Origin of the sequence: Parabacteroides sp. AF14-59, from assembly GCF_003479515.1 — a bacterium.
In the GTDB taxonomy this organism is placed as follows: Bacteria; Bacteroidota; Bacteroidia; order Bacteroidales; family Tannerellaceae; genus Parabacteroides; species Parabacteroides faecis.
Genome location: NZ_QUHH01000008.1, coordinates 22,958 through 41,155 on the forward strand (window position 1 = coordinate 22,958; position 18,198 = coordinate 41,155).

8 protein-coding genes are annotated in these 18,198 nt (G+C 44.9%); all 8 read left to right on the top strand.

Annotated elements, in window-relative coordinates; translation table 11 throughout:
• The first annotated feature begins 17 nt into the window (after positions 1-17).
• Entirely contained in the window at positions 18-2,753 is a 2,736-nt protein-coding gene (locus DWW23_RS10795) for a glycoside hydrolase family 38 C-terminal domain-containing protein (protein ID WP_158583174.1), read from the top strand.
• Positions 2,754-2,764: 11 nt separating this feature from the next.
• Entirely contained in the window at positions 2,765-5,032 is a 2,268-nt protein-coding gene (locus DWW23_RS10800) for a hypothetical protein (protein ID WP_122353295.1), read from the top strand.
• A gap of 99 nt (positions 5,033-5,131) precedes the next feature.
• On the top strand, positions 5,132-7,027 hold the full coding sequence (locus tag DWW23_RS10805; RefSeq protein WP_122353296.1) for a right-handed parallel beta-helix repeat-containing protein: 1,896 nt from the start codon (positions 5,132-5,134) through the stop codon (positions 7,025-7,027).
• A gap of 6 nt (positions 7,028-7,033) precedes the next feature.
• Positions 7,034-8,455, top strand: coding sequence for a family 43 glycosylhydrolase (locus DWW23_RS10810; protein WP_122353297.1), 1,422 nt, complete (start codon positions 7,034-7,036; stop codon positions 8,453-8,455).
• 43 nt (positions 8,456-8,498) lie between these two features.
• The gene (locus DWW23_RS10815) at positions 8,499-10,883 is read left to right on the top strand and encodes a hypothetical protein (RefSeq protein ID WP_122353298.1); all 2,385 of its coding nucleotides are present in this window, start codon (positions 8,499-8,501) and stop codon (positions 10,881-10,883) included.
• Between the two features lie 106 nt (positions 10,884-10,989).
• Positions 10,990-13,677, top strand: a complete 2,688-nt coding sequence (locus DWW23_RS10820) for a hypothetical protein (RefSeq protein ID WP_122353299.1) — start codon at positions 10,990-10,992, stop codon at positions 13,675-13,677.
• 61 nt (positions 13,678-13,738) lie between these two features.
• Positions 13,739-15,961, top strand: coding sequence for a glycoside hydrolase N-terminal domain-containing protein (locus DWW23_RS10825; protein ID WP_122353422.1), 2,223 nt, complete (start codon positions 13,739-13,741; stop codon positions 15,959-15,961).
• The gene (locus DWW23_RS10830) at positions 15,958-18,198 is read left to right on the top strand and encodes a hypothetical protein (RefSeq protein ID WP_122353300.1); all 2,241 of its coding nucleotides are present in this window, start codon (positions 15,958-15,960) and stop codon (positions 18,196-18,198) included. Before DWW23_RS10825 ends, DWW23_RS10830 begins: the two co-directional genes overlap by 4 nt.

Below are 18,198 nucleotides of genomic sequence, written 5' to 3' on the forward strand. Positions count from 1 at the left end.
ACAATAGAAGTATGTATATGAGATTATGTAAATTACCGATGGCACTTCTTTGCCTGTTTTCTTTATCTGTCGCTCAGCTTTGTGCACAAGCAGATAATTATAAGAAACATAAGAATGATGAGCTGGAACAAACCTCGAATCTGGAAATGACCTTTTATCTGGTATTCAAAAGCCATTTCGATATAGGCTATTCTGCCTTGGCACGTGATGTTGTGCATGAATACCGTACTTCCATGATCGATAAAGCAATGGATGTAATGGATAAGAATGCAGATAAGTTGAAAGATACTCAGTTTGCCTGGACCGTTCCCGGTTGGCCTTTGGAACAAATGTTGTGGGACAGACAGTCGCCCGAACGCCGGTTGCGCATTGAACGGGCGTTGAAAAATGGCAACCTGGTGACGCATGCTCTCCCTTTCACTACACATACGGGAACACTTGAAGTGGAAGACCTGGTACGTGGACTGGGATATTCTTCCTCTTTGGCACGCCGATATAACCTGCCGCTTCCTACCGACGGGAAGATGACGGATGTACCCGGACATACCTGGGTACTGCCGACGATCCTGCATCATGCCGGGATTAAGTTCTTCCATTTCGGCTCAAACCCGACTAACCGGGTGGTACAGGTGCCCGAGCTGTTCTGGTGGGAAGGACCGGACGGTTCAAGAGTGTTGACGATGTTTTCCGAAGGATACGGTGGCGGTGTATTCCCGCCTGATGGATGGGAGCACAAGGCGTGGCTGACATTCGTACATGCAGGCGACAATGCCGGACCTCCTGCAGCTGAAGAGGTGGAGAAAGTGATTGCGCATATCAGGGAAAAGTATCCGAAGGCTAAAATACATATCGGTAAGATGTCTGATTTCGCGGATGCTATTTTGGCGGAGAATCCGGAACTGCCGGTGGTACGCGGAGACATGTCCGATAGTTGGGTACATGGTGTGATGTCAAACCCGCAGGCCACGCAAAAGGCTCGCCGGATACGCCCGTTGATACCGGCTTTGGAAACCTTGCATACACAAGGAAAGGAGTGGGGCATTATTCCGTATGAGATCGATGAGGATCTGGCTTCTGTTTACGAGAAGAGTTTGATGTACGGTGAACATACCTGGGGATTGGCGGATCAGCATTTCATCCCCGGATTGGTGGGTAAGGAATGGCATAAGAACTATGTTTCAGGGTTGACTCCCAATTATGCCCGCATGGTAGAGTCGTGGGAAGAGCATATCGGTTATATCGAGGATGCGGAAAAGGTGTTGCGTCCGGAACTGGAAAACGAGCTTTATACCCTGGCAGAGAACGTGGCGCAGGATGGCTTTCGTTTCGTGGTATACAATCCGCTGCCTTGGATGCGTGGTGGTATAGTGAATTTTGCTTTGCCGACGCAAGGATCTATCCAGGACGCGTATGTGAAAGAAGTGGATTCTGACCGCATTCATAAGTTGAAAGTATATGGTGCTGATTCGAAACGGTTGGGTACATTCTATGTAGAGGATATTCCGGCCAACGGATATAAAACATTTGTTTTGACTAAAGAAGGACCGGCTGAAGAGAAAACAACATTGAAGGGAAATGAACGTGAGGGTTTTATCGAAAACCAGTGGTATAAAGTAGCATTCGACAAGTCGCGCGGTTGTATAAAGAGTATCTGGGATAAGGTGAATAACCGTGAACTGGTCGATTCGCGTGCCAAAGACGGTTTCGGTTCATACGTTTACGAACGCTATGACAAGAAACAATCGCTGCAATATCTGAAAGAGTATATTTACGACGGTTATAAGAATTCACATTACCGGATCACCGGTAAGAGCTCTTATCTCGACGATCGGACAAAAGGAGTACATGAATCTGCGCGTCGGATGGAGTTGTATGTGGAAGATCATAAATCATCTATTCAGGCGATTCTTGTTCCACCGGCTTCGGTAGGGGAGGAAAAGCATACGGCTGGTCTGAAGGTGACACTTTACGAAGATATGCCTTATATCGATATCAAACTGTCGGTTGTCAACAAACCGGCCACCGAAGAGCCGGAAGCCGGATGGATTGCATTGCCTTTCCGGACAGTGGAACCGGAATACCGTATCGGTCGCCTGGGTTCGGTGATAGATCCGGCCAAAGATCTGATAGAAGGTAGCCAATTCAATTACATTTGGTCGAACTCGGGATTGATGATAAAGGATAAGGAGTATTCGATCGGCATTTGTGCACTGGATGCTCCGGCTTTTCAACTGGGTGATCTAAATTTTATGCACTTCGCGGATAAATATGAAAACCCTCGGTCACATGTCTATTTTAACCTGTTTAACAATCGCTGGAATACCAACTTTACCTCTTTCTGGCATGGCAACCTGACTACGGAAGTTCGTTTATGGGTGAACCAGGTAAGTGCAGACGATGCATCCGGTCTGGTTATTCCGGCTTGGGAAACTCGGCTACCCTTACAAGTAGGTATTGCTACCTGTCCCGGCGGTAAATTACCTGTGGTGAACGAAGGGGTGAAAGTCTCACGCAAAGGGGTACTTGTCACTGCTTACGGTAACAATCCGGATGGCGAAGGCAAACTGTTACGTCTTTGGGAAGAAACCGGAGAAAGTGGTTTCTGTGAAGTCTCTTTGCCAATCCGGAAAGACGGAGTGGCACAACCTGTGAATTTGAGAGGTGTTCCCTGCGGGCAGCCTGTTAAGATACAGGACGGTACGTTTAATATTCAGTTAGATGGATTTACCCCCGCTAGTTATTTAATATATTAATTAAAATAATAATGAAGAAGAATTTTATCTCACTGGCTGCAATAGTTTTGTTGCTGTCAGCTTGTGGAACGGAAGGATCTCGTTCGTTCAAAACAGATCGTTTCGGTATCGATGTAGATAGCCGGGGGTATATTACCGGAATGTGGAACTTGACGCGCGAAAGCCGTAATTTCAGTCCGGCAGACCAACCGTCGCCTCTGTTGTCTCTTTATGATGAAGACTTGAAGCGTTATTATTATCCGCAAAAGGCCGTTTATAGGGATGGTAAATATAGGTTAGAGTATGAAAATGGATCGGTAGCTACGGTTTGTTTAGACGAGAAGGACCGGTATTTCAAACTTAAATTAGAGAGCCTGGAGCCTCGTAATGGCATTGACGATGTGCAGTGGGGAAGCTATTACACCAATATCGATAATCTGTTGGGTGAAATCATAGGTGTGGCCCGCGATACTTCGGCGGCTGTAGGGTATGCTATTGGTGCATTGGCCTTGGATGATAATACGATCGGTGGAGAAGCACGTTATACATCCGAGACGGGACCGTCTGGATATATCGCTCATTCTCCCGACCATGCGAACCATCCGTTGCCATTGACCTTGGTTGAGGGACAGCAGTTCACTATGGGCGGCGATGGTATCAATGATGTGGCATTTTACAACCGCAAGGAGTCATATTATCGGATCCTTTATGGAAATACGGCTTATGTGGATTGTAATGGTCGAATTCATATTCGTTACCATTCCCGTGACCGTCGTAAGGGAAAGATGATTTATTCGCCGGAAGGTAATCCTGTTTTCCAAAATAATGAACCGAACCACATGATGCGTCAGGATGTTCCTGGAGTAGATTTCATCGGTTCATCCATTGCTTTGTGGGGTAGTCCGGATAGTACGGCTTTAATGGAAGTTATAGAGAACATTGTTTTGAATGAAGGGCTGCCTCATCCTATGTTTAATGGCAAGTGGGTAAAGGATCCTAGCAATTTCATGCCGGATGTGCGTACCTATGGTGGTTTACAAGATAGTTTTCCTTCTTATGTGAAGCAGATGGGGCTCAAAGTGATCCATACCTACGATCAACCTTTCTTGCATGCAGATCGGGGGAATGGAGGATATATAGATGGTCCTAATCATGAGAAGAAACGCTATCATTTTACATCAGGTGATTTGTCAACTCGCGAGTATGCCGACCTCTTGGCGAAGGATGGATTGATTTTAGGGAGAACATCTATCTCCAATTCGATGGCACCAGGGACAAAGGATTGCAGCCCGGTTCCTTCAGATAGTATCTGTATCCTACACCGCCGTTATTTGACGGAAAATTTAAATGAAAAGGATACCTTGATCTATATTGACGATCCTACGCATTTAGAGGAGATTGCTTGTTGGGAAGGGCATAGCAAGGAGTTGAATATGGTGAAGATTGGTAAAGAATTGATCCATTATTTGGGGGTAACCAAAGAAAAACCATACCGTTTGATGAATGTTACACGTGGTTATTGGGATACTGAGGCCGTGACACATGCGAAGGGGGACGCTGTAGATAAACTTCAACCTGCTGTAGGAGGTGGATATACCGGTTTGATTCCCAATTTGGAACTTCAGGACGAGATTGCTCACCATTATGCCGATATTTGCAAAAACTCAGGCTTGGGTATGTTCGACTATGATGGACAAGAATTTTTCTTCCATACCGGTTTCGGTGGATATGGTGTGAAACGTTTCTTTCGGGAAATGTTTACACAAGCCAAAGCGTATGGCTTACCGGATATTCGTTTTACAGGGGCTACTTTGTCTGAAGGTGCTTGGCATTACCAGAGTATTTGGAATGTGGGAGGTGGATTGAATATCTATGATGTGAAGAAGCGGGTTTGGGGATCAACCACAAGCCAGGGAAAGGATCTTCGGGATGTTACGTATGCCAATTTCTTCCCATCTTCCTTCGGAGCTAATTTTCCGATAACGAAGAACACTACTGTGGAAGATTTCGAGCATATTGAAGCCACAGCTATAGGGTATGGGGTTACTTACAACATGACTTTAGGCCAGAAAGATGTCGAGAGTTGTCCGCAGAAATACGCTATCTTTCATGTGGTCCGTACCTGGGAGGAAGCTCGCCGGGCAAATGCTTTCCCAACATATATCCGAAAGATGTTACAGAATCCGGCACTAAGCTGGCGTCTGGAGACAAAGGCTGACAATAGCGGTTGGACTCTTTACCAAATGGAGAATGGCAAGAAAGTTCGTTCTTTTGATTTATGTACCAATAATAAGCAATAATAATCCACAGAATAGGCAGCTATTTGCTATTTTATATGGGAATAGCTGCCTTTATATTTGTGTCATCAAATAGATGTGATACTTATTAATATTTAAACCATGAAAAAGATACTATGCTTCATCTCGATGTTCTGTCTGTGCGGAAATATGTTATCAGCCAAAGAATATCATGTGTCGGTAAAAGGTAGTGATGCCAATAACGGTGATGTTTCATCCCCTTTCAAAACAATTAATTGGGCAGCCCAAAAGGCTTTGCCGGGAGATACGGTTACGGTACATAACGGAACTTATCGTGAATGGGTGAATCCGCTGAGTGGCGGGGAACGAGAGGGAAAACGTATCCTATATCGGGTGGCCGATGGTGAAAAAGCAGAAATCAAAGGTTCGGAGTTGGTAACGGACTGGAAAAAAGAGAAGAAAGGTAAAGGGGTATGGAAGGTTGTATTACCGAATACATTCTTTGGAAATTATAATCCGTTCAACGACCGTTTGTTTGGTGACTGGCTCTGGTCCGAACGGGTTCATCATACGGGAGATGTTTATCTGAACGATGTTTCGCTGTATGAAGAATTCAGCCTGGAGAAGGTGTTTACGCCGGATACACTTCGTACGATCCGTGATCCACAGGGTTCTACGAATGTATGGTTTGCTGAAGTAGATGCTGACAATACAACCATTTACGCAAACTTTGGCAATGTCGATCCGAATAAGGAAACAGTAGAGGTATCGGTTCGCCCTACCTGCTTTTATCCGACTCGTGAGGGGTTGGACTACATCACGATTCGTGGCTTCCATGTGAGCCAGGCTGCCACCCAGTGGGCTGCTCCGACAGCAGAACAGGTCGGTATGATCGCTACACATTGGTGTAAAGGCTGGATTATAGAAAATAATGTCATTAAGAATTCCCGTGCCAACGGTATTACTCTGGGTAAGGAACGTGCCAGCGGACATAATCTGGAATGTAACGACAAGCGTTTGGACGGTACGTTACATTATGTGGAAGTTATATTCAACACGTTGCGCCGCGGATGGAGCAAGGAGAATGTCGGTTCCCACATCGTTCGGAATAACGTCATTTCCGATTGCGAACAGACCGGTATTTGTGGTAGTATGGGGGCTGCGTTCAGTGAGATTTATGGAAATCATATTTATAACATCTTAGTGAAGCAGCAATTTGGTGGTGCAGAAATGGCCGGTATCAAATTGCATGGTGCGATAGATACTTATATTCATCACAATCGGATCCATAAAACAGGACATTATGGTATCTGGCTGGATTGGATGGCACAGGGTGCGCGTGTCTCATCTAATTTATTATATAATAATCTGACACAGGATTTATTCTTTGAAGTTTCTCATGGTCCTTACATAGTAGACAATAACATCTCTTTATCGCCCCGCACAATACAGGAAAATACCGATGGAGGCGCATACCTGCATAATATCTTTTCAGGAGATATCAACCGTTTGGACGATCAACGCTACACTCCGTATCACTTGAACCATTCAACAGAAGTGAAAGGTATCCGGACTATTACTGAAGGTGACCATCGTTTCTATAATAATATTTTTATCGGAGGTGATAACGGTAAGTTGAAATATGGAATGGTGGTGTTCGATGTCTCCCAACGGCCGATCTATGCAGAGAACAACTTGTTCCTCAACGGATCCCTGCCTATGACAAACAAAACGCAGGATTGGGTAGAAAAGACAGTAGACCCGAAACTTAAAGTGGAAGAAACGGCAGATGGTGAAGTATATCTTGTAAGTGACATTAACCTGCAGGAACTATCCTCTTTCAAAGGAAAAAGTATTGATGCCGACCGTCTGGGTATTACCCAACTGACGGGATTTCCGTTTGAGAACTTTGACGGTACTCCTTTTAAACTGGAGAAAGACTTTTTCGGTAAAGAACGTTCTGCGTCCCCGGTTGTGGGACCGGTAGAAAGTTTACCTTCTTCCAAACGTATAAAAGTGTGGCCTAACTTAAAATAACAGTCAATGTCATATAAGAATCATTTATATCTGGCGGGCAGCCTGTTTATGGCAGGGTTGTTTGTCAGTTGTCAGTTTGACACAAAACAGGTATCGGATGGAAATACTATCCCTGTTTCAACAAACCGAATGCTCAATCCTATCGCACCTCCGGGGGTATATATTGCTGATCCGGAGGTAAGGCAGATGCCTGATGGACGTGTCTATGTTTACGGATCGCGTGATGAACCGGGCAACGCCTGGTGTTCGCGTTCCTATAACGTGCTTTCTTCCTCCGATCTGGTGAACTGGAATGTGGAACAATTTTCTTTTGCTACTGACGAACCGGGTAAACAAGTGGATTATACCGACAGGATCTTATACGCTCCGGATTGTATCTATCATGACGGGAAATATTATCTCTACTATTGTTTGGCAGGAGGGGGTGACGATGAAGGTGTCGCTGTATCTTCTTCTCCTTACGGTCCGTTTAAAAATGGAAAAGTGATGGAAGGTGCAAAAGGTATCGATCCCTCTGTATTCATCGATGATGATGGGCAGGCCTATCTCTATTGGGGACAAGGATATGCCAAAGGAGCGAAATTGAGTAAAGATATGCTCTCAATCGAAGGTGCCGTGCACGATAGCTTGCTGACGTATGAAACCCATTTCTTCAACGAGGGCAGTTCTGTCCGGAAAAGGAATGGTATCTATTATTTTGTGTATGGAAGCCATTCGCAGCACGGAGAATCCAATTGTGCAACGTTGGATTATGCGACATCGACATCGCCGTTAGGCCCTTATACGTATAGAGGGGTTATTATCGATAATTGGGGTAGTGGCCGGAATTTGGTGAATAACCATGGCTGTATTACCGAAATCAACGGTCAGTGGTATATTGCTTATCATCGCCCTACTCATGCAAGTGCGACCATGCGAAAGGCTTGTCTGGAGCCAATCTCTTTCAATCCGGACGGGACGATCCCAAAAGTGGAGATGACTACACAGGGAATTGGCGGACCTATCTCTCCTTTATACCGGATGGATGCTGCTAGGGCTTGTCTGATGTCTGGTAATGTAATGGTATCCGTACGTCGTCCGGCGAATGATATTCCTGTCGAGTATTTGGCTGCTGTTCATGATAGCGACCATGCTTATTGGAAATATTATGACTTTACCGGTTCGGATGTCAATCATTTCATTTGTAAGACCTGGGATAAAAACAAAGCGGTTAAGATCGAAATTCGCCTGGATAGTCCGGATGGTGAGTTGATCGGGACCTGCGAGATAGCTCCGATGCAGGGTGAAACGGCGTATGCTATTCATGAAACGAAAATTAAACCGGTCACAGGAAAACATGCACTGGTATTGGTCTTTAAGGCGGTTGATACGGAAACATCCGGGGAGGACTTGCTGAATTTGGAATGGTTTACATTTGAGAAAAGATAATTAGAACGGAGCGTTTTTAATTAATAGATAAAAGACAAAGAAGATGAATGGGAAATCTATTAACATATTACTGTTGATATTTTTGTTTTGCATGGCATCATGGGTCGATGCCCAGGATAACAGAAAAGGATCCTGGTTACCGGAAGACGGAAAGGTGTCTGTCCCGGATAGAAAATCTACAGAGGTGTCCGACTTCTTAAAGTCTTTGCATGGTTATCTGCGTCCGATTGTTTGTGAATATGAGGATGTGGTCTTAAAATCGGCAAAGGGTTTTAAAAAAGGAAAAGCGCAAGTGCAAACTTCCTCATGGAGTTGTAATATTAACGAAACGACAGTAGCCGATTGTCCCGATGCCTTAGATTTAGATGTTACCTTTATGATAACAGAAGGAGAGCTGAAATCGGGTGGTGTGGCGTTGGCTTTTGATTTTACCGGTTGGAGCCGCGAGAACTATGTCTTAATGCCCGCCTATGTATATAATGGAAACAGGTTTCATGTAGAGACCAATGGATATATGGCTCCTTATCCCTCATATTACTATTATAATAAGAACGTTCCGCTATTGTTTTCCAATAGCCCGCGTTTGTCAGAGGAAAGAAGTGCTTCTAAAATAGAGGCGCTTACAGGTAATCTGGCAACACCTGCATTTTGTTTTTTCTCTCCGAAGGAACAAAGAGGATGCATCATATTGACAGAGCAGAAAAGTCATTTAGGCAATTATGGAATGTTTATTGAAGAAAATGCATCACAGGATATGGCTACTTTTGTCGTTAGTGCTCCCGGTGTTCGTGAGTTGACTGCAGGGTTTGGAGATTTTGGGTATAGTGGGGATCAGGCATGCAAGTGGACTTCCGGTGATCGGTTACGGATGAGGTTTCGTATCTATAACTTTGAAGCAAGCGGTATTCCGGATCTTTTAGATAAATTCATGAACGTACGCAAAGAAGTCACAGGGGAAAATAATCCGAGGAATTTGTGCCCGTTTAGTACGGTTACCTCTTTCACGGCTGATTATAAGAATCAGGTTCGTTGGTTGGAAAAAGGAACGGGTAAAAGTTTTTACCGTATGGAGAATTCAGATGGCTATCAGCTCGGCTGGGTTGGTGGCTTGATGGGTACTTTTGCTATGTTGGCATTAGACGATTCATTATCGCGTGAACGGGTTATTCAAACGTATGATTATGTCGTTTCGAATATGCGTGGTAAGAGCGGATATTTTTATGGTAGTTTTCGGGATGGTAAGGTTGGGAGTGACAGGGATAATATTCCTGACGCAGCTTTGGTGAGAAAAAATTCGGATGCCTTGTTCTTCATGATGAAACACCTTATGCTATTCGAACAGCAGGGATATGGTAATTTAGTGAAACAGGAATGGAAGGATGCCGCAAGAGATCTTGCACAAGCTTTTGTGAATACCTGGGTTAAAAATAAAGATTTAGGAAACTATGTGAATGCGGCTACGGGCGAAATAATCATTTATCATTCGACCTCCGGCGCTATTGCACCGGCCGGATTGGTACTGGCTGCTCGATATTTCAAAGAGAATTCTTTTTTGAAAACAGCCATGGAAATAGCCGGTTACTTTTATGATGATTATGTGGCCGGTTTGGGACTCACCTGTGCGCATTCCGGGGATATAATGCAGGATGCAGATGCCGATTCCGCCTATGGATTTATAGAATCTTTAATGGCTTTGTATTATGTGACAATGGATAAAAAATGGTTGTCCATGGCTCAGACGACAGCTCATTTGGCGGCAACCTGGACCTTATCCTATGACTATGAATATCCGCCCGGTTCTACATTGTATGACTTAAAAGCGAATACGGCTGGCGCAATATGGGCTAGTGTACAAAATAAACATGCAGCACCTGGGATATGCACCAGCTCGGGAGATTATTTATTTAAACTGTTCAGGGCTACCGGCCAGGTGCGGTATGCCGATCTGTTGAGAGATATCATCCATGCGCATGCCGAGGTAATGGAAACGCCGGGAAGATCTACAACCGGTATGGGACCGGGGACATCGATGGAGCGTATCCAAACCACGGATGCAGATGGAAAAGGTGCCGTCGGAGTGATTCTTAAAACATCCAATGGCTGGACGGAAGATTGCGGTTTGCTGATGTCGCTTGAAGTTCCGGGTATATATGTACAAACCGATCAGGATGTATTATATGTCTTTGATCATTTAAAGGTTGAGGTTGTACGTCGTAATGGTGACGAGGTGACATTGAGGATAGCTAATCCTACGCGTTTCGATACTGTGACAGCTGTTTTCGCAGAACGGTCTTCTTCTGTCGGCAAGCCTTTAGGGTATTGTAATTTTACACAGTGGAAAAAAGTATTGGTGAAGGCCGGAAATATCGTGGAGGTTGTAATAAAGGCAACAGACGATATAAAAATAGCCTCGAAAGCTAAGTACTAATTGTATTTGGTACAATACGTAAGATTGTATAACTTAATAAAAGGAAAGTATAAATTGATTAGATGCTATTCCTCTTATTTTTGTCTCATATTATACTTACACTTATATGAAACGGATTTTACTTTTTATCGTACTGGCATTATTTATATCCCGGTCGAATGCGCAGATAGCTGCGATAGATGTCGATAATGGTTCTGAAAAGACATCGGTTGAAGATATCATTATTGTATTTAAAATGCATTTTGATATCGGATATACAGACTGGTCGGAATCTATATTGCAGAAATATGCCACTTCCATGATGGATGAAACCTTACATTCGGTGGATGTAACGAGTAAGTTGCCACAGGAGAAACAGTTTGTGTGGACGCTCCCCGGGTGGCCTATGAAATATATATTGGACAATATATCGGCAGACCGGAAGCCGGACATTGAGGCAGCCTTGAAAGATGGACGTTTCAGGGTACACGCTCTTCCTTTTACTTATGAGACGGAGTCGAGCGATCTGGAAACGTTGGTTCGCGGAATGTCCTATTCTTCTCAAATCAACCGGACGTATGGGCATCCGTTGACAAGAGGCGCAAAACTGACTGACGTTCCTAGTCATTCCTGGATTTTACCGACACTACTGACACAGGCGGGAGTAAAGATTTTACATATCGGATGTAATCCGGGTTCAGTTTCTCCGGAACTTCCGACATTATTCTGGTGGGAAGGTCCTGACGGCTCCCGGCTACTGACGTTTAACTGGGCTGAATATTATGGATCAGGTGTTTTACCGCCTGAAGGGTGGAAGTATAAAACATGGTTAGCCATGATCCATACACATGAAAATACCGGAGCACCGAAACCGGAAGAGGTTGCGGCTGTATTGGAAGAAGCCCGTAAGAAAGTGCCGGGAGCCAGGGTCAGGATAGGACAACTGGAAGATTTTTACGATACGTTGATGAAAGAGAATCCTTCTATTCCTGTGGTACGGGGAGATATGCCCGACACCTGGATCCATGGTTATATGTCGATGCCCAAAGAGGTGAAGATCAATAAATCGATGCAACGTCTGATCTATAATGAAGAGACCTTGAATACGTTGCTAAAAGGTTGGAACGCCAAGGCTGAACCTGTGAAACCGTATGTCGATAAGGCTATCGAACAGTCGGTATTGTTTGACGAACATACTTTCGGACTGGCAATCAGCCACGGCCACCAGGCTTCCTGGAAATATGGCGATCCGTTTGTGATAGATCGTGCGAAAGGTGCTTATGATTTTATTGAAGAATCATGGAACGAAAAGGCTAGCCGTGTACATCGATCGAAACAATATCTTATCCCCTCTTTGCGTAAAGACATGCGTAATCTGGCCAATGCCGTAGAGGGTGACGGGCAGAAGGTTGTGGTATATAACCCGTTACCCTGGAAGCGCTCGGGTGTTATTTCGTTGTATATGAGTGTCTATCAGAAGAAATTTACTGTTTATGGATTGAAAGACGAACAGACTGGCGAGATCATTCCCGCTTATAATGAGGGTAACTATCTCTCATTTACCGCTCATGATGTACCTACTTTGGGATATAAAACTTATTCGGTGATAACCGAACCTGTTTCGGAAAAGGCTCACTCCATTCGTGTCGTTCAGGCAGAGAATGTTATTGAAAACCAGTATTTCAAAGTAGTTATTTCACCAGATAACGGTGCTCTGTTGTCTGTCTGGGATAAGAAACGGCAGCAGGAGATGGTCGATACCGGCAGTGAATACGGCTTTGGCGAGTTTATTCATGAGAAGTTTGGTAATGAAGAGATCGAACGATATAACAAAGCATACGTAAAACCGGGACATCATGGTTGGGCGGATCCGGAGATGGGACGTCCGGTAGATTCGGCTTTAAAGTATGAAATGGTAAAAGGTAAAGCTTTAAGAATTGCTTATAATCAGACAGTACACTCGGTGGAAGCCACAGCCTTCTGCCGTTCCGGCCGTGGTGAAGATTATACCTTGACTTATACGCTTTATGAAGATTCTCCTTATATGGAAATTTGTTGGGGGATGCAGAATAAGCGGGCCGATATGCAGCCGGAAGGCGGATGGTTGGCATTCCCTTTCAATGTCTCTCAGCCGGTCTTCCATTTAGGACGTACAGGGGCTGTTGTTAATCCGGCTACGGATTTTATAAAACGGTCTAATCATGATTATTATTTTCTGAATACAGGTATGGCTGTTGTCGACCCGAAAGGCAGGGGATTCGGATTGAATACACCGAATGCTCCGGCTGTCAGCCTGGATCGCCCGGGATTATATCGTTTTACCGGTGACTTTATTCCTCAAAGACCGAATGTGTTTGTCAATCTATTCAATACTCAGTGGGGAACAAACTTTACAGAGTGGGTGGAAGGTGCTCTGTCGGCCAGGATTTATCTATGGTCGGTCGATGAATATAAGAATGAGCCTTCGCTGATCACTCCGACAGAAGAAACACGTGTACCTCTTATGGCTGTTTACAGAGAAGGAAAAGGTGGAGAACTGCCTTTGTCGGCAGAAGGAATACAGTTGTCGAAAAAAGGAGTTCTGGTAACAGCCTTCGGAGCTAACACGGACGGAGACGGAGAAGTCCTGCGGGTCTGGGAACAGGCAGGGGATGCGGGTGAATGTGTAATCACATTGCCTGACAGCGGCTATCGTACGGCCCAGTATTGTAATCTGCGTGGAGAGCGTCAGGGAAAAGCCTTTCCTGTGAAACAAAATAAAATAACTGTTAACTTGAAGGCTTACCAGCCGTTATCATTAATACTGGAGAAATAAACGAATGAAATTCAATAAGTGTGTTTTTGTATGTATTAGTTTTTTTGTATGCTCTGCTTTTATGCAGAACTTGTCGGCAGAACCTTCCTCCCGGAAGGTTCATGCTGATAAGAAGATACAGCAGAATTCTTCTTTGTCCTTATGGTATACGAAGCCTGCAGGAGATTGGATGACAGAAGCGTTACCGATCGGTAACGGACGTATCGGTGCAATGATATTCGGAGGAGTCAAACAAGATAGCATACAATTTAACGATAAGGCCTTATGGACTGGCAGTCCGTCTGTCAGAGGTGCCTATCAGAATTTCGGGAATATTCGGATTGATTTTCTTTCACCAGAACAGGAGGTGACGGATTATCGGCGGGAACTGAATCTCGAAAATGCAATAGCCTCTGTTTCTTACCGTCAGGGGGATGTTTCCTATAAGAGGGAATATTTTGCCAGTTTCCCGGATGATGTGATTGTGATCCGATTGTCTGCAGATAAGAAGAAAAGCCTGAATCTGGCATTGGACCTGGAAGGGGTTCATGCTAATGAACATAAGCAGATAGGGAGAACAGATATTCGTTTTTCCGGAAAGCTGACCCTTTTGTCTTATGCCGCTCGTCTGCATGTGAGAAATGAAGGTGGAACCGTAACCGTTGAACAGGGAAAAATAGTCGTAAGAGAGGCTGATGCAGTAACTCTTTTGTTAGGACTGGGTACTAACTTTTCGGCAAAATCATCTCGATATATTTCTGAAGGAACCGGATGGAAAGAAGAGATAGAAGAGGCCATCTCTAAGACCCTGAACAAGAGATATAAAGGGATCAAGGCGGCACATATCGCGGATTACAAGAAGCTGTTTGATCGTCTGTGTTTTTCTGTAGGAGATGAGAAGTCGTTTGTTCCGACTGATAAACTGTTTGCAGATTATACGCAAGGTATTTATCATCCTGCGGCTGATGAATTGTTTTTTCAGTACGGCCGTTATCTGATGATCGCCTCTTCCAGGGATGGACTGGATCTGCCTTCCAACCTTCAGGGACTTTGGAATAATAGTAATACACCACCCTGGGAAGGTGATATCCATTCTAATATTAATGTGCAGATGAACTATTGGCCGGCTGAAGTAACAAACTTGGCGGAATGTCATAGGCCGTTTATTAATTATATATACAATGAATCGCAGTTGAACGATTCCTGGAAGAAGATGGCACGCGAACAGGATTGCAAAGGCTGGACAATGCGTACACAGAATAATATTTTCGGTTATTCTGACTGGAACTGGAACCGTCCGGCTAATGCGTGGTATTGCATGCATATCTGGGAAAAGTATTTATATGATCCGCAGAAAGATTATTTGGTGAATGTTGCTTATCCTGTCATGAAATCAGCGTGTGAGTTTTGGATGGATAGGTTAGTACTCGATAAACAAGGCTACTGGGTTGCTCCCGATGAATGGTCACCGGAACACGGACCCTGGGAAGACGGAATTGCTTATGCACAGCAATTGATAGCCGATTTGTTTGAGAATACGATTGAAGCCGGTAGGCAGATCGGTACAGATAATGTTTTTATAAAAGAACTGGAAGAAAAATATAACCGATTGGACAAAGGACTCGCAGTTGGTAGTTGGGGGCAATTGAAAGAGTGGAAATATACGGAAGATGATCCGAAGGATACACATCGCCATTTGTCTCATCTGATCGCCCTGTATCCTGGTAACGCTTTGTCGCCTCTGGAAACTCCGGAATATGCGAGAGCTGTCGCTAAAAGCCTGGATGCCCGTGCTGATGTAGGGATGGGATGGAGCCTTACCTGGAAAATAGCTTTACATGCCAGATTGCTCGATGGTGAAAGAGCACATTCCTTGTTGAAGCACTCTATGGCTCTTGCCAACCAAACGCCTAATCAGTTTGGTGTATATCCGAATCTGCTGAATGCATTGCCTTTCCAGATAGACGGCAATTTCGGAGCAACAGCCGGTATCGCTGAAATGTTGATCCAGAGTCATCGGAACGAATTACATCTGTTACCGGCCATACCTCAGGTCTGGTCAGAAGGTAAAGTTTGCGGCTTACGGGCAAGAGGTGGTTTTGAAGTGGATATGGAATGGAAAGCGAAGGTTCTTTCGCAGGCTGTTGTCAAAGCTTCTTCAGACCGTATTTGCCGGATACGGACCAGCATACCGGTAAAAGTATCAGGTTGTAAGTTCTCGTCTGAAAAAGATAAAAGCGGTTACTTTCTGACGACGTTTCAGGTAAAGAAAAACAAAATATATAAAATAATAGCTGATATATGAAAAAAACAATTATTCTATGTGTTCTCTGTCTTTTGTCGAGTATGTATGCAAAGGTAACTGCACAGGCTTTCTGGTTACCGGCTGTGAAAGACGTGAATAAAAATATCCGTTTGTTGGAGTGTTCTTACAACGAAGCCGAGTTGAAGCATTGTGAAGAAATAAATTCGTCTTCCAACTGGGAAGTACGGACCGAGCAGACGATGGCAAATGGCGGTAAACTGTATACTTTTTCTTTTACAGCCAGACGGGATATGAAGGATGCCGGTGTGGCAGTGGCATTCGACCGGTATGGCTGGACAAGCGATAACTATGTGATGATCCCTTCTTCTGTCTACAATGGCAACAGGCAACGTATTGTAAACCGTTCGTACGCTACCGGCCTCGATAAAACGGATTATAACCGGAAAGATCTGGCACTAACTTCTAATCCGATTCCCCAGCTTTCTCCTGAGTTCGGAGCTCCATCCCGTTTAGAGATCAATGTCAGTAATGCGGCAACTCCGGCTATGACTATGCTGGAACGGGGGAAGAAGTCCGGAACGATTTTATTAACCGACCAGGGCATCGAATGGGATAGTCAACTGTTGGATCATGCTTTGATCGTAGAAGAAACTCCGGATCGCAGTATCGCTTCTTTTGTCGTCAGTGCTCCGGGCGTACGGGAACGTAAACCGGAATTTATCGGTTTCAGCAAAAGTCCCGACCAGGGAATACAGGTGAAGAAAGGAGACCGGATCGTTATTCGGGTTACCGAGATCACTTTTCCCTGCGAAGATGTACCGGTATTACTGGCCCGCTTTATGAAGGATCGTAAACTGCATACAGCCGGGGAAGCCCCCCGTAATCTGATGCCGATGAGCGAGGTACTGACACGGATGGTACGGAATATCGACGATCGTTATTATGTGGGTGACCAGTGGGAATACTACTGCCCGGAGAATGCCGACTGGATTTCCTACGGCTGGATTGGCGGTCTGATGAATACCTATCCGATGCTGGCTTTAGGCGATGAGGATCATTTACGAAAAGTGAAGAATACGTTCGACTTCGGACTGCCGCGTGCTAAAGGAAAAAGCGGTTATTATTATGATGTTCTCGGATCGGACGGAAAAGTATTATACCGTGATGCGGCCGTCAACAATCCGGGAATCGGCCTGACACGTAAAAACGGGGATGTGCTTTATTGGATGGTCAAGCAATTTATGCTGTTGAAGGAACAGGGAAAAGCCAATGTTATCGACGCCGGATGGGAAACGAATGTGCGTCTGCTGGCGGATGCTTTTGTCAATACCTGGAAAAAACAGGGTACATGGGGTAATTATCTGGATGTGGAAACCGGTAATGTGGCTGTCTATAATACGACGAGCGGCGCTATGGCTGTTGCCGGATTGGCTTTGGCTTCCGGGTATTATAATAATCCGGCTTATCTGGAAGTGGCTTGCGAGGCAGCGGCAGACTATTACGATAATTTTGCATTAGTCGGCTTTACTTCCGGTGGCTGTGGGGATATCCTGCAAAATGCAGACTCGGAAACGGCAGTTGCTCTCCTCACTTCTTTAATGACTCTTTATGAAATAACCGGAAAAGAACAATATCTGAAACAAGCCGGGGATCTGGCAAACCTGTGCGCCACCTGGACCGTTTCTTTCCCTTACCGTCTGCCGGAAGATACTCCATTGGCGAAACTCGGTGCGAATCTGACCGGTGCCGTTTGGGCAAGCACGCAGAATAAACACGGGGCCCCGGGTTTTTGTACACAATCAGGAGACGCCTTGTTCAAGTTATACCGTTCTACCGGAGATACATCTTATGCTGAGTTACTTCGGGACGTGATTCATGCCCATGCGGAAGGCGTACAACCGAATGGTAAGATCACGGAGCGTCTGACTTATTGTGATGCCGACAGCCGTGGTTCGCGCGGAGATGGCGGCAAGACCGGATGGAATGAAACAAACGGAGCAATGATGGCGTTGGAAATCCCCGGTATCTACGTGCGGACGGACATCGGTTCACTCTACGTCTTTGATCATGTGGAAGCTAAAATTGTAAAGCAGAGCAATAAGCAATTGGTTCTGCAAATCACGAATCCGACCGCTTATGATGCTACCGTAACGATCTTTGCTGAGAATGCAGAGGAGTCTGCCCGTCCGTTGGGTGATAACGCTTTCCTGCAATGGAAAGATAAAGTGACGGTAAAGGCGGGTAAGTCCGTAAACTATAAACTAAAAACAAATTAA

Coding starts and splice junctions, on each gene's coding strand:
- DWW23_RS10830 (WP_122353300.1), top strand. CDS start 15,958: ATGAAAAAAACAATTATTCTATGTGTTCTCTGTCTTTTGTCGAGTATG.
- DWW23_RS10815 (WP_122353298.1), top strand. CDS start 8,499: ATGAATGGGAAATCTATTAACATATTACTGTTGATATTTTTGTTTTGC.
- DWW23_RS10795 (WP_158583174.1), top strand. CDS start 18: ATGAGATTATGTAAATTACCGATGGCACTTCTTTGCCTGTTTTCTTTA.
- DWW23_RS10800 (WP_122353295.1), top strand. CDS start 2,765: ATGAAGAAGAATTTTATCTCACTGGCTGCAATAGTTTTGTTGCTGTCA.
- DWW23_RS10820 (WP_122353299.1), top strand. CDS start 10,990: ATGAAACGGATTTTACTTTTTATCGTACTGGCATTATTTATATCCCGG.
- DWW23_RS10810 (WP_122353297.1), top strand. CDS start 7,034: ATGTCATATAAGAATCATTTATATCTGGCGGGCAGCCTGTTTATGGCA.
- DWW23_RS10825 (WP_122353422.1), top strand. CDS start 13,739: ATGCAGAACTTGTCGGCAGAACCTTCCTCCCGGAAGGTTCATGCTGAT.
- DWW23_RS10805 (WP_122353296.1), top strand. CDS start 5,132: ATGAAAAAGATACTATGCTTCATCTCGATGTTCTGTCTGTGCGGAAAT.